Genomic DNA, 11,671 nt, shown 5'->3' with positions numbered 1-11,671 from the left:
GGTCGGGGGTCGGGGCCCTACCGGAGCGGGCGCGGGGCCGTGCGCTCGTAGATCGTCCCGCCGGGGAGGTACCAGGACACCTTCTTGCGGACGGCCGGGGAGGGGTCCTCGGTGTGGGAGGCGCGCAGGGCGGCGAGGGCACGGTCGTCGCCGTGGGCGAACTTGCCGACGAGTTCGGCGGCCCGCAGCCGGACCTGCGGGTCGGGGTCGGTGGCCAGGTGGCGCAGGGCGGGGGCGAGGACGAGGTCGGCGCCGGGGGCGCAGGTGTCGCCCTTGCAGCGGTCGCAGGCCAGGGCGTGGAGGGCGGAGATCCGGACCTTGGCGTCCGGGTCGTCGGCCATGGCGATGAGCAGGTCCATCGAATCGGTGTCGACCAGGTGGTCGAGGAGGCGGCAGCAGCCCTCGCGGACGGCGGCGTCCGGATGGGACAGGCCGGCGCGGATGGCGTCGAGGGCGTCCTCGCCGCGCTGCAGCAGCGCCCAGTAGGCGCCGACGGTGCGCTGGGGGTCGCCCAGGTAGGCGACGAGGGATTCGGTGTCGGTGCGGGGGAATCCGAGCATGGCCCGAGTGTCGGGCGTAACTGCCGGGAGGGCAAAGGGATTTCGGGAGGGTCGGTCGATCCGGAGGAGGGCGTGTCACGTTTCGGGAGGCTGTCCTGTCCTTTCTGTGTCCGCACGGGTTAGGGGCCGATGGGGCCCGGATCGGGAGGCTGGGATGAGTGCGAGGACGGTGCTTCTGGCGGGCGCGACCGGGGCGGTCGGCGCCCCGATGACGCGGGCGCTGGTCGGGGCGGGGTACTCCGTCCTGGCGCTCGCCCGCTCCGAGGGGTCCGCGCAGGCGGCGCGCGCGGCCGGGGCCGTACCCGTGCGGGCGGACGCGCTGGACCGGGACGGGCTGTTGAAGGCCGTGGACGGGCTGGCGGCCGACGCGGTGATCCACCAGCTGACCGCGATGAAGGCGCCCTCGCGCAGGCTCACGGAGGACAACCCGACCAACGTGCTGCGCTCGCTGGGGTCGGCCAACCTGCTGGAGGCGGCGGGGGTGCTGGGGGCGCGGCGCTTCCTCACCCAGTCCCTGGTGCTCGGCTACGGGTACCACGACCACGGGGAGCGGTCCGTCACGGAGGAGGACCCGTTCGGCGTCCGGCGCGGCTCCGTCTCCGATCATGTGATCACGGGCCTGGTCGAGGCCGAGGACCGGCTCTTCGCCGCGGACCACGTGGACGGGACGGCGCTGCGGTACGGCCTGTTCTACGGCCCCGGCACCTGGTTCGACCCGACGCCGGGCAGCCGGCCGATGCCCGTGCCGCTGAACGGCGGCGGCGTCATGTCGTGGATCCACGTGGACGACGCCGTGTCCGGCACCCTCGCCGCGCTGGAACACGGCCGCGCGGGCGAGGCGTACAACCTCGTGGACGACCGGCCGGCCCGCTTCGGGGAACTCGCGGCGGCCGCCCGGCGGGGCAGGCCCGGCCTGCGGCTGCCGGGATGGGCGCTGCGCGCGGCGGTGCCCTACCTGGGCGACCTGATGCTGGACACGACGCTGCGGGTCTCGAACGCGAAGGCCGCCCGCGACCTGGGCTGGACCCCGCGGTACCCGGACCACCGGGCGGGGACGGCCGCTCCTGCGGGGCGCACGCGCTCGGCGGCCTGCGACGAGAGCGGCCCGGTGAGTTCGGGCCGGTGAGTTCGGGCTGACGAGTTCGGGCCGGCGAGGATGGCCCGACGAGAAAGGCCGGGCCGACGCAGCTTGCGCTGTGCGTCGACCCGGCCTTCGTCAGTAGCGGGGACAGGATTTGAACCTGCGACCTCTGGGTTATGAGCCCAGCGAGCTACCGAGCTGCTCCACCCCGCGTCGGTAAACCTGACTGTACGGCACTGGGGTGGCGGAAGGGAAATCGGTTGATCGCGGGCGGTGGAACCAGGAGTACGAGGGGAGGTGCGCCTCCGGGCTGGACGTGCGCCTCCGGCTACCGGCCGTCGGCCTTGGCCTCGGCGAGGGTGTGGGCGACGAGGGCGTTGGCGTGCCCGTGGCCGAGGCCGTGCTCGGTCTTGAGCCAGGCGACCAGCTCGGAGTGCTTGGCCAGGGGCGAGGCGCGGATGAGGTCCTGCCACTGCGCGATCGGGCGGCCGTACTTCTTCTCGATGGAGGGGAAGTAGCTGGCGGGGCCCTTGGTCGGCGTGCTCATGAGCGGGGTCCTGCTTCCTTGGTGATTTTGATGATCTTGGTGGTCCTGGCGGCTGCTGAGGCTAGTGGTCGTCAGTTCCGGTTGGCCAGGTGCGCGGTCACGGCCGCCAGCGCCAGCAGGCCCAGGCCCGCCCCCAGGGTGAAGGCCAGCACGGTCGAGGCGGAGGCGGCGAACCCCGCGAGCACGGCGAGCGGGACCACGCGGCAGGCCACGGCCCAGCCGCGCCGGCCGGCGGCCGCGAAGTGGCGGGCCAGCACGAAGAACGCCGCGCACAGCGCCAGGTAGCCCACCATGCCGCTGACCATGTGGACCCCGCCGTGCCAGCTCATCGAGGCGGCGGCGTCCGGGGTGTCGGGGGTGCCCGCCGGGAAGCCGGCGCCCGCGTCGGCCTTGAAGACGCCGGCGAGGAGGAACGACGCCCCGAACACCCCGATCAGGCGCGGCGCCCAGCGGCCCCCGGCCGTACCCGACAGTGCGCGGCGCAGGCCCGCGGCGGCCGCGAGGACCAGCGCCCCGGTGAGGAGGAAGCCGGCCACCTGGATCAACCCCAGGTCGCCCAGGCTGAGTTGGCTGATCGCGTTGCGGGTGAAGTCGAAGCCCTCGCGGGACAGCCCCTGGGCCACGCCGACGCCCAGGAACAGCGGGCCGGCGACGCTGCCGGCCGCCAGCAGTGCGCGGGTGCTCAGGCGCAGGGCGGGGGTGGTGATGCTCTGGGTCGTCATCGCGGGTTCCTCGGGGGTGCGTCTCGGTCGTTTCGCAGGGGTAGACCGGGGCGCCCGGCGAAACTCATCGGTGGCGGGGGCGATTTCGGAGAAAGTTTTTTCGACGGCGTGTGAGCAGCCCCGTCACGGGGGTGTCACAGCTTCGGGGTGCCGGTTGCCCGGCGTCGGGCGGGCCGGAAGCGTGGGGGCAGAGCGTGGGGGCAGACGGACACGAGGAGGGGCGCGGGATGCGTACGGTGCGGATGTCGTCCGTGAGGACGCGGAGCGAGGTCGCCGGCGGGGCCTTCGCGCTGATGGTCGTCTCGGGGGGCCTCCTGGGCATCACCCGGGCCGTCGACCCCTTCCTGGTCGTGTTCATCCCGGTCGTGATCGGCGTCGCCGTGTTCTGCGCGGCCCCCCACACCTTCTGGCTGCGCGCCGACGACAGCGGCATCACCCTGGTCAAGCGGCTGGTGCCGCGCCGCTACGCGTGGGTGGACGTGCACGGGCTGGCGATGGAGTTCGCCCAGGAGGAGGACGGGGACGGCCGTCACCTCACCCTGCGGCTGCGCCTCACCGAACCGAAGGGCCGGTTCTGGGGCCCCTTCCTCTGCAGGGTCCCGGTCACCGAGGAGGACACGCCCTCGGGCGTGCCCCCGCTGGCGCTGGCCGAACTGTTCGCGGTCTTCGGGGAGCAGCGACTGCCCGTCGAGAAGCCGGAGTTCGCCAACGAGGTGCTCCGGGTGCGGGGGCTCCCGAAGCTGCCGCCCTGGGCCCCGTGGGCCGTACCGGCGGAGGGCCCGCCCGCGCCGGAGAAGGCGTACGCGGACGCGCCGGACCTCGCGAGCGAGGAGCGAGAGGTCGAGGCGCTGTCGGCGCGCGCCAGGAGACGGGTGCCCGCACGGCGCGAGTACCTGCTGCGCCGCGCCGCGCTGGCCGACCGGCGCTGCCTGCGTGACGGGGGCGAGCGGGGGAGGTTCGGCGCGGTGGCGGCCGCGGAGGAACTGGTCGAGATCGACCAGATCAGGGTCGAGGGCGACCCGCGCCCGTACGTACGCCGGCAGTACCTGATCTGGCGGGCCTCCGGCCGGTAGCCGTCGCGCGCCGCGCGGCCGGGTTGCCGTGCCACCGCGCTGCCGTGCAGCCGCCGCGCTACCGGGTGCGGATCGCGTCGGTCGGGAGTTCGAAGACGTGGGCGAGGCCCTCGGCCTCGTTGCCGCGCTCGCCGACGCGGGTGAAGCCGAACCCGGCGATGGTGGCGAGGGAGGCGGCGTTCTCGGAGCTGATCGTGGCCCGGACGGTTCGGACGCCCGGTTCGGCGGCGGCCCGCAGGAGCAGGGCGCGCAGGGCGGCGCGGGCGTAGCCCTGGCGGCGATGGGCGGGGGCGATGCAGTAGCCGACCTCGACCGTTCCGGACTCGTCCGGCGGGCCGTGGAAACCGGCGTCGCCGACCACGGTTCCGTCCGGCTCGGACACCACGGCCCGGGTGATCCAGGGCGCGGCGGACGGGTCCCGGGCGAGCTGGTCGGCGCGGTAGGCGAACATCGAGCGGGCCCGCTCGGAGACGAAGTACGCGTCGAGGGCGACCCCCGCTTCGGCGCCGGCACCGGCGAGGTCGCCGTCGGCGAGAGCCCGTAGCGCCTTCTCGCTGAGCAGGACGAAGCGGACGGTCTTCGGGGTGGAGCCGGGTGTGGTGTTCATCGCGGGCGATGCTCCCCCTCGTGCGGGAGGGCTGTCCACCGGTTTGCCGGACGCGGACCTGTCAGCGGTCGCATTCCAGCCGCGTTCCAGCCGCGTTCTGGACGGGCCGTTGCACAGGAAGTCGGCGGGGCCGACTTCCTGTGCGGGGGTGTCACTTGTCGACGGTGCCGTCGGTGAGCTCGCGGACGATGTCCAGGTGGCCCGCGTGGCGGGCGTACTCCTGGAGGACGTGGAACAGGATCCAGCCCAGGGTGGGGCGCTCCGCGCCGTCCTCGGCGAAGCGGCCGCCGGCTGCGGCGACGGCGGACAGCGGCGCCTCCGAGGCGACGGCCCGGGTGTACTCGCCACCCGCGTGCAGGGCGGTGAGGAGCTCGGCGGCGCTCTCCTGCGGGGCCACGTACCAGCGGTCCTCCGGGCCACGGTCGCCCCAGGGCGCCGGGACGGGCTCGCCGCGGAAACCCCAGCGCAGCCAGCGCTGCTCCATGTGGACCAGGTGCTTCAGGAGTTCGAGCATCGTCCAGCCGGAGGGGAGGCGGCTCGTGCGCAGGTCCTCGTCCGACAGGCCCTCGATCCTGGCGCCGATCGCGGAGCGGTAGTAGTCGAGGTAGTCCAGCAAGAGGGTGCCGGGGTCGGAGAGTTGCTTGTTCGGCTCGGGGAGGGGCGCGGAGGTGGTCATGGCGGAGAGTCTCCCAGGGCGTGTCACATCCGGCGCCGCTGCCCTGTCGTCCTTGCGGAAGCGAAAAGGCGGGAGAAGGGATCGATCATGAGGATGAGGACCGTCATCGTGTGCGCCTCCGTGTCGCACGGCAACACGCGCCGGGTCGCCGAGGCCATGGCTGCGGTACTGGACGCGAAGCTCGTCACCCCCGAACAGGCCGACCCGGCCGAACTGGCCGGCGCCGACCTGGTGGGGTTCGGCTCGGGCGTCCTCTACGGCAGGATGTACCCGAGCCTGACCGGCTTCGTCCGGTCGCTTGATCCTGTGGGGAGTGGCCGGGCGTTCGTGTTCGCCACCAGCGGGCTCCCGGAGATGCCACCGGCGCCGTTCACCCGGCCCGCGGTCCGGCTCCTCGAGGCCAAGGGCTATGCGGTGGACGGGACTTTCACCTGCCGGGCGCTCGACACCTGGCTCCCCTTCCGGCTCGTCGGCGGCCTCAACAGGCAGCACCCGAACACCGACGACCTGGCCGCCGCCAGGGCGTTCGCCGAGCGGCTGCGGACATCCTGACGGCGCGGGCGGGGCCCGTGCCTATGCTTCGGTCGTGCAGCAACTTACTGATGGTCAGCGGTCGTTGATCGCGGCGTTCCCGGCTGAGCTCGCGGGCGATGCCGAGGCCGTACTCGCGGTGATGCCCGCTTCGCGGTTCGCGCCGCATGGTTCGTTCCCGGTGGTGGTGCAGGGAGAGCAGGTGTCGATCCCCGAGCGGATCTACAACGGCGAACCGGTCGCCGGGGCGGTGGAGTCGCTGTCGCGGCGGCAGAGGCAGCTGCTGCACTGCCTGTACTCGCGGCACCATGACGGCCGGGTGCGGCAGCGGCACCTCGCCGAGGTCGCCGGTTCGGCGGACCCGTGGGTCGTACCGTACGTGGTGCGGCTGGCCGGGGAGTACGTCCTGGAGATCCTGGTCGACATCCGCGATGCGCTGCGCGACCTCGACGCGCCCGGTGCTGGCATGTATGGCCGGTTCATCGTGGACAACCCGGAGTTCTTCGCCCGGACGCAGCGGCGGGTGGTGAGCTACTGGAGCTGCTACTACCGCGAGGGCGTCCACGCGAGCTTCCGGGGCTACCCGGGCTGCACGGTCCTCGACCTCCTGCGGTCCGCCGCCGCCGAGAGTGCGGGCCGTCCGTGGCCGAACCTGGCGCCGCGTGGCTGGGCCGAGGTGGACGGCTACTGCTAGAAAATGGCGAGGAGTTGTGGTCCGAGGACCGGGATCACGGCGCGGTGACCGGGGTGATGGATCCCCGCGCGCAGGAAGTCGGCGGGGCCGACTTCCTGCGCAAACCTCAAAGTAAACCTTATGTCTTAGGCTCTATCATGCCTGATGGGTTATGGAGAGGAGCGTGGCGATGAGGACGATCGGGCTGATCGGCGGGATGAGCTGGGAGTCGACGGCGGAGTACTACCGCTTGGTGAACGAGCTCACGCGGGAGCGCCTCGGCGGCCTCCACTCGGCGCGGTGCGTGCTCTACTCGGTGGACTTCGCGGAGATCGAACAGTTGCAGGTCCAGGACCGCTGGGCGGAGGCCGGCGAGATCCTGGCCGCGGCCGCGCGGGCGCTCGAAGCGGCCGGCGCGGACCTGGTGCTGATCTGCACCAACACCATGCACAAGGTCGCCGACCGCGTCGAGGCGGCGATCTCCGTCCCCCTGCTGCACCTGGCCGACGCCACCGCGCAGGCCGTACGGGCGTCCGGCCTGCGGAGGGTCGGCCTGCTGGGTACCGCGTTCACCATGGAGCAGGACTTCTACCGGGGCCGCCTCGAGGCCGGCGGACTCGACGTGCTCGTCCCCGACGCGGAGGGGCGTGCGATCGTCCACCGGGTGATCTACGAGGAACTCTGCCTGGGCATCGTGCGGGAGGAGTCGCGGGCCGCCTACCGGGAGGTCATCGCGGACCTGGTCGTCGGCGGTGCGGAGGGCGTCATCCTGGGCTGTACCGAGATCGAGTTGCTCATCGGTTCCGAGGACAGCCCCGTTCCGGTCTTCCCCACCGCCCGGCTCCACGCCGCGGCCGCCGTGCGCGCGGCCCTGCACGGCATGTGATCGCTGGGCCTCGGCCTCGCGAACGGTGTTGCGCGGCGCGGGAAGTCGGACGGGCCGACTTCCTGGGCCGGTGCTTCTTGCGGCCTTCGGGTGAAGCGGGGCTGGAAGGTCGGCCGGGGGTCGTCGGGGGCGGCGCGGGCCCGTGGAGCGTCCACGGGCCCGCGCCGCCCGACCCCGCCTCGGGACCGGGTGGACCGGGTGGACCGGTTACGAGCGGGTGCAGGTCCGGTCGGTCTGCGGCAGGCGGCCGGAGGCGAGGTAGGCGGTGACCGTGTCGTCCACGCAGGCGTTGCCGTAGATCCCGTACAGCCCGTGCTGGTTGGCGCCCTGGAGGGTCAGCAGGCGTGAGCTGGGCAGCATGCCGTGCAGGGCGACGGCGCCGCCGTACGGGGTGCGGGGGTCGCCGGTGGCGGAGACGATCAGCGCCTGGGTGTCGCGGCGCACCTGGGTGGGCGCCTCGCGCGGGCGGTCCCAGAAGGCGCAGGGGGTGATGTTGTCGAGGAGCGGGCCGAACAGCGGGCTCTCGGTGCGGCTGCGCTCGATCTCGCGCCAGTAGTGCTCGGGGTCGCCGGACGCGGTGCCGTCCGCGCACGCGATGGCCTGCATGGCGCTGCCGGTCGGCGACCCCTGCGGGCTGAACAGGAACTGCAGCAGGGCGGTGGTCTGCGGGGTCGGGGTGACGGGCAGGCCCGCCGCGGCCTGGGCGAGCATCGCCGTCTGCTCGGCGAGGGCCGCCCGTTCCGGCTCGGAGTCGCTCTGGAGCCCCGCGAAGAACACCATCGGGACCCGGCTGTCGTCGAGTTGGAAGGCGTCGGTGCCAGTGCCAGTGCCAGTGCCGGTGCCGGTGCCGGTGCCGGTGCCGATGACGAGCGGGCGGTTCGCGGCCGTCTCCACGGTGCGAAGGATTCCGGCGCTCACCTCCTCGCGGGTGCGGCCGAGCCCGTACGTGCTGTGGCGGGCCGCCGTCCAGTCCGCCCAGTCGGCGAACGCGTGCTCGAGTCCGGGCAGTTGGCTCGGGACGAGGGCCGGTCCGGCGCGGCGCGGGTCCAGCGCGCTGTCCAGGACCGTGCGGTCGAGGCGTCCGGGGAACATCTGGGAGTACACCGTGCCGAGGTAGGTGCCGTAGGACAGGCCGAGGTAGGAGATCCTCCGTTCGCCGAGCGCGCCCCGGACCACGTCCAGGTCCCGGGCGGTGTTGCGGGTGCCCGCGTACGGCAGCAGGTCGCCGGCCGCCGAGCGGCACTTGGCCGCGAGGTCCCGCTGGAGGGTGACCTGGCGCTCGAAGCCCGCCCGGCCGGTCCCGGAGGACTGGATGCTGAAGCCGACGGGCCAGCCGCAGTCGATCTGGGCGCTCCGGCCGGCGAAGCGCGGGTCCAGCCCGACGATGTCGAAACGGGCGGCGGTCTCCTTGAGGGCGGCGTGCACCCGAAGGGGTGAGGTGAGTGTCGGGCTGCCGGGGCCGCCGTCGTTGAGCAGCAGCGCGCCGATCCGGTGGCGGGTGTCGGTGGCCTTGATCCGGGAGAGCGCCAGGGTGACGGTGCGTCCGCCGGGGTTTCCGTAGTCGAGCGGCACGGTGACCTCCGCGCAGCGGGCACCGGCCTGGTCGAGTGCGGCACCGTCCTGGTCGTTCGGGCCCAGGACGCAGCTGTGCCAGTTGAGTTGCTGCCCGTAGTAGCGGTCGAGCCCCCGGGAGTTGGATGCCGAGCCTTCCGAGCCTTCCGAGGCTCCCGGGGCTCCCGGCGCTTCCGCGGCCTGCGCGGGCAGGGCCGCGACGGTGGCCCCCGTCAGACAGGCCGCGAGGGCGAGGCCGGCCGCGGCGGCGCGCCGGAGGGCGTGCGGCCGTCGGGCGGCGGGAGCGGAGCGGCTGCGCTGGGGGTCGGGCATGTGGCCTCCTCTGCGACGTGGGGTTCCGCCTCGGAGCGTCGGCCGAGGAGAACCTCTGTGATCAGCCTTTCCTTTTCCGTCCCAGGGCCGGACTCGCCGTGGTGGAGCACCTGGCCTGGGACGAGGCGAAGCACCTGTGCCGTGAGGCCGTCCCGGGGACGGCCTCACGGCACAGGTGCTTCAGGGTCAACGCCGAACCGGCGGTGGAAAGTGCCGATGCGCGGCAATGTCGGCTAGAACTCACCTGCCACGCCCAGGTCTTGGCGCATCGCGTGTCGCATGGTCTTGATCAGTGCCCACAGCTCGTCCTGCGCCTCGGCGGCGGCTTGCAGGGTCTCCCCGGGACGCGCGTCGCCCTGTTCCAGGCGCTTGACGATTCTGTACACGCGGGTGAGCGCCTGGTTCGCCGTGTCGCCCGGGGCGATCACGGAATCGGGCGCGACCATCAGGGTCTCGGACCAGTGGTTGCGGTGCGCGTCCTTGGCCTCCTCCAGCGCCCGGGTGTCCTCCTCCCCGGGGGTCCCGTCGCGCAGGACGTGCAGGTGCCGGTTGAGCGCGGTCGCGAACTGGCGTGCGTTGCGGTAGAGCCGGGTGTAGCAGCCACGCCGCAGTGCGAGGTTCTCGCGGCCCTCCTGGAACGCCTCGTTGAGCTCCAACTCGCGCCGCTTGGCCCGTTCGGCGCCCCGCTGGGTCAGCAGCGCGGCCCCGAGGGTCCCCGCCACGCCGGTCACTGCGATCGCTACTGCCGCTATGTCCACCCGGTAACCCTAGGGCGCGGGCGGGGGAGCCCTGCAGACCGCTTCGAAGCACAGGAAGTCGGACGGGCCGACTTCCTGTGCCGAAGGAGGGCTCCCTGCTGGACGGGATCGTGGCTCAACTGAGCCAGCGGGACTCACTCCTGATCGATGGCCTCCAAAGCCTCGGACAGTCGCTGCAGGGCCGACATCGCCTGCTGGAACCCGTCGATGCCCAGTTCCTGGGCGAGCCGTTCCGCCAGGGCGCGATGGCCGGGGAGGATCCGGGCCACGGCTTCCCGCCCGGCCGTGGTCGGTGCCATCAGCTTGGCGCGGGCGTGGGCAGGGTTCGGCCGGTACTCCGCCAAGCCCTTGTCGACCAGCAGGTCGGCGATGCGTTGGACGCTCTGCCGGGTGATTCCCATCGCCCGGGCGATCTCGACGACCGGCAACGGCTCGCGCAGCACCGCGCCGAGCACCTGCCACCACGCGGCGGTCAGGCCGACCGGTCGGGCCAGCTTCTCGGAGACCTCCAGGAACTGCCCGTTGAGACGGAACACGGTCGGCGCCGTCCCGGACAGCAGCGCGGCCGGGTCCGTCGGCAGTGCATCGTTCACCGCGGACCAGCCGCCATCAGCACCGGGAACGCGGTGGGGTCGGACAGGGCGAACAGCCGGTACCAGGCGTCGAGAACAGCGGGCTCGTAGACGTCGAGCATCGCGAGGACCTCGCGGGCGAACTCCACCGGCGCGGTCGGACCCGCAGTGATCAGGTTCCGGTCGGTGACGGCGGCGGCCTCCCGATAGCGGTCGCCACCCGCGTACCCGGAAGCCGCCAGGTACTGCGCGGCCCCGCTGGTGTGGTCGCGCTCGTCGAGCACGCCTTCACGGGCAAGGCCGAAGGTCGCCCCGCAGATCGCCGCCACCGGCACATCGGCTTCCAGGAACACCCTGGCCGCCCGGGCGAAGGCCGCATTGCCGCCGGGCAGGTTCCACGTGGCAGCCCCCGGCAGGATCAGCATCGCGGAGTCGGCGGGATCCAGCTCGCTCAGCATCATGTCCGGGAGGATCCGCACCCCGCCGGCGGTGGTCACCGGCTCCGGACTCTCCGCCACGGTCGCGATCCGGTAGCGGCCCGGAGTGTGCTGGTAGGCGTCATCGCGGATGTGGGCGATGGCGTGTCCCACCTCCCAGTCGGCCAGCGCGTCGTACACGGCAACGTGAACTGTCTTGGTCTCCATGGACAGTATGCTGTCAATTCGGCAGCATGCTGTCAAGTGTTCGCTGTGAGGAATCTCTTTGGCCGGCGGCAGAGCTGAGGCGCGCCGCCAGCGATCCACAGGTTTCGGCAGCTACTCCTGAGCGAGGGCCGGCACGGTGTTGCGGCTAGAACTCACCTGCCATGCCCGGGGCTTGGCGCATCGCGTGTCGCATGGTCTTGATCGGTGCCCACAGCTCGTCCTGTGCTTCGGCGGGCGGCTTGCAGGGTCTCCCCGGGATGGTCGTCGACCTGTTCCAGGCGCTTGACGATTCCGTACTGGTTCGGGGTGTCGCCCAAGGCGATCACGGAATCGGGGCCGCGTTGGCGGCGGGTTGGCCCGTCCGATCTCCTGCGCTGGCGAGGGGCCATGGTTGGTGTGGCCGCGCGTGGCTTCGCCCGCGCGGCCACGGGGCGCTGGCTGGGGTGGGGGTTTGGGT

At 72.8% G+C, this 11,671-nt stretch carries 14 protein-coding genes and 1 tRNA gene; 5 read left to right on the top strand and 10 right to left on the bottom strand.

Features of this window, described 5'->3' with window-relative positions; genetic code table 11:
- Positions 1–17: 17 nt before the first annotated feature.
- Entirely contained in the window at positions 18–560 is a 543-nt protein-coding gene (locus IH61_RS0138860) for a HEAT repeat domain-containing protein (RefSeq protein WP_031078953.1), read from the bottom strand.
- Positions 561–714: 154 nt separating this feature from the next.
- Here IH61_RS0138860 and IH61_RS0138855 point away from each other — a divergent pair, with 154 nt between their 5' ends.
- Complete coding sequence (locus IH61_RS0138855; RefSeq protein WP_063763356.1) at positions 715–1,686, top strand: NAD-dependent epimerase/dehydratase family protein; 972 nt, start codon at positions 715–717, stop codon at positions 1,684–1,686.
- A 94-nt stretch (positions 1,687–1,780) separates the two neighbouring features.
- On the opposite strand, the gene IH61_RS0138850 is transcribed toward IH61_RS0138855, so the two are convergent.
- From IH61_RS0138850 to IH61_RS0138840, 3 genes are all read right to left on the bottom strand, one after another.
- A tRNA-Met gene (locus IH61_RS0138850) sits at positions 1,781–1,854 on the bottom strand.
- A gap of 115 nt (positions 1,855–1,969) precedes the next feature.
- Entirely contained in the window at positions 1,970–2,188 is a 219-nt protein-coding gene (locus IH61_RS0138845) for a DUF4287 domain-containing protein (RefSeq protein ID WP_031078950.1), read from the bottom strand.
- 71 nt (positions 2,189–2,259) lie between these two features.
- On the bottom strand, positions 2,260–2,910 hold the full coding sequence (locus tag IH61_RS0138840; protein WP_031078948.1) for a DUF998 domain-containing protein: 651 nt from the start codon (positions 2,908–2,910) through the stop codon (positions 2,260–2,262).
- 251 nt (positions 2,911–3,161) lie between these two features.
- On the opposite strand from IH61_RS0138840, the gene IH61_RS43695 reads away from it, so the two are divergent.
- Entirely contained in the window at positions 3,162–3,983 is an 822-nt protein-coding gene (locus IH61_RS43695; protein WP_158845847.1) for a hypothetical protein, read from the top strand.
- A gap of 58 nt (positions 3,984–4,041) precedes the next feature.
- Here the strand turns inward: IH61_RS43695 and IH61_RS0138830 are convergent, their stop codons facing one another.
- Positions 4,042–4,590 (bottom strand): GNAT family N-acetyltransferase, encoded by a 549-nt coding sequence (locus tag IH61_RS0138830; RefSeq protein ID WP_031078943.1) that lies wholly within the window; start codon positions 4,588–4,590, stop codon positions 4,042–4,044.
- A 151-nt stretch (positions 4,591–4,741) separates the two neighbouring features.
- Positions 4,742–5,266, bottom strand: coding sequence for a DinB family protein (locus tag IH61_RS0138825; protein WP_031078941.1), 525 nt, complete (start codon positions 5,264–5,266; stop codon positions 4,742–4,744).
- Between the two features lie 87 nt (positions 5,267–5,353).
- Between IH61_RS0138825 and IH61_RS0138820 the strand changes: the two genes are divergently transcribed.
- The 3 genes from IH61_RS0138820 to IH61_RS0138810 all read left to right on the top strand — a co-directional run bounded on the left by IH61_RS0138820 (position 5,354) and on the right by IH61_RS0138810 (position 7,356).
- The gene (locus IH61_RS0138820; RefSeq protein ID WP_234327527.1) at positions 5,354–5,818 is read left to right on the top strand and encodes a flavodoxin family protein; all 465 of its coding nucleotides are present in this window, start codon (positions 5,354–5,356) and stop codon (positions 5,816–5,818) included.
- A 34-nt stretch (positions 5,819–5,852) separates the two neighbouring features.
- The gene (locus tag IH61_RS0138815) at positions 5,853–6,491 is read left to right on the top strand and encodes a hypothetical protein (RefSeq protein ID WP_037974001.1); all 639 of its coding nucleotides are present in this window, start codon (positions 5,853–5,855) and stop codon (positions 6,489–6,491) included.
- Between the two features lie 169 nt (positions 6,492–6,660).
- Positions 6,661–7,356: an aspartate/glutamate racemase family protein gene (locus IH61_RS0138810; RefSeq protein ID WP_031078935.1), complete on the top strand. Its 696-nt coding sequence runs from the start codon at positions 6,661–6,663 to the stop codon at positions 7,354–7,356.
- Positions 7,357–7,563: 207 nt separating this feature from the next.
- Here IH61_RS0138810 and IH61_RS0138805 read toward each other — a convergent pair whose 3' ends face one another.
- The 4 genes from IH61_RS0138805 to IH61_RS0138790 all read right to left on the bottom strand — a co-directional run bounded on the left by IH61_RS0138805 (position 7,564) and on the right by IH61_RS0138790 (position 11,214).
- Positions 7,564–9,240: an alpha/beta hydrolase gene (locus IH61_RS0138805; protein ID WP_031078933.1), complete on the bottom strand. Its 1,677-nt coding sequence runs from the start codon at positions 9,238–9,240 to the stop codon at positions 7,564–7,566.
- Between the two features lie 233 nt (positions 9,241–9,473).
- On the bottom strand, positions 9,474–9,962 hold the full coding sequence (locus tag IH61_RS0138800; protein WP_234327526.1) for a hypothetical protein: 489 nt from the start codon (positions 9,960–9,962) through the stop codon (positions 9,474–9,476).
- Between the two features lie 170 nt (positions 9,963–10,132).
- Entirely contained in the window at positions 10,133–10,591 is a 459-nt protein-coding gene (locus tag IH61_RS0138795) for a MarR family winged helix-turn-helix transcriptional regulator (protein ID WP_324607648.1), read from the bottom strand.
- The gene (locus IH61_RS0138790; RefSeq protein WP_031078928.1) at positions 10,588–11,214 is read right to left on the bottom strand and encodes a DJ-1/PfpI family protein; all 627 of its coding nucleotides are present in this window, start codon (positions 11,212–11,214) and stop codon (positions 10,588–10,590) included. The genes IH61_RS0138795 and IH61_RS0138790 overlap by 4 nt, the downstream gene beginning before the upstream one ends.
- Positions 11,215–11,671 lie beyond the last annotated feature (457 nt).

The sequence above is a fragment of the Streptomyces sp. NRRL WC-3742 genome (assembly GCF_000720635.1).
Lineage (GTDB): Bacteria > Actinomycetota > Actinomycetes > Streptomycetales > Streptomycetaceae > Kitasatospora.
This window is presented reverse-complemented; position numbering and strand designations above follow the sequence as displayed.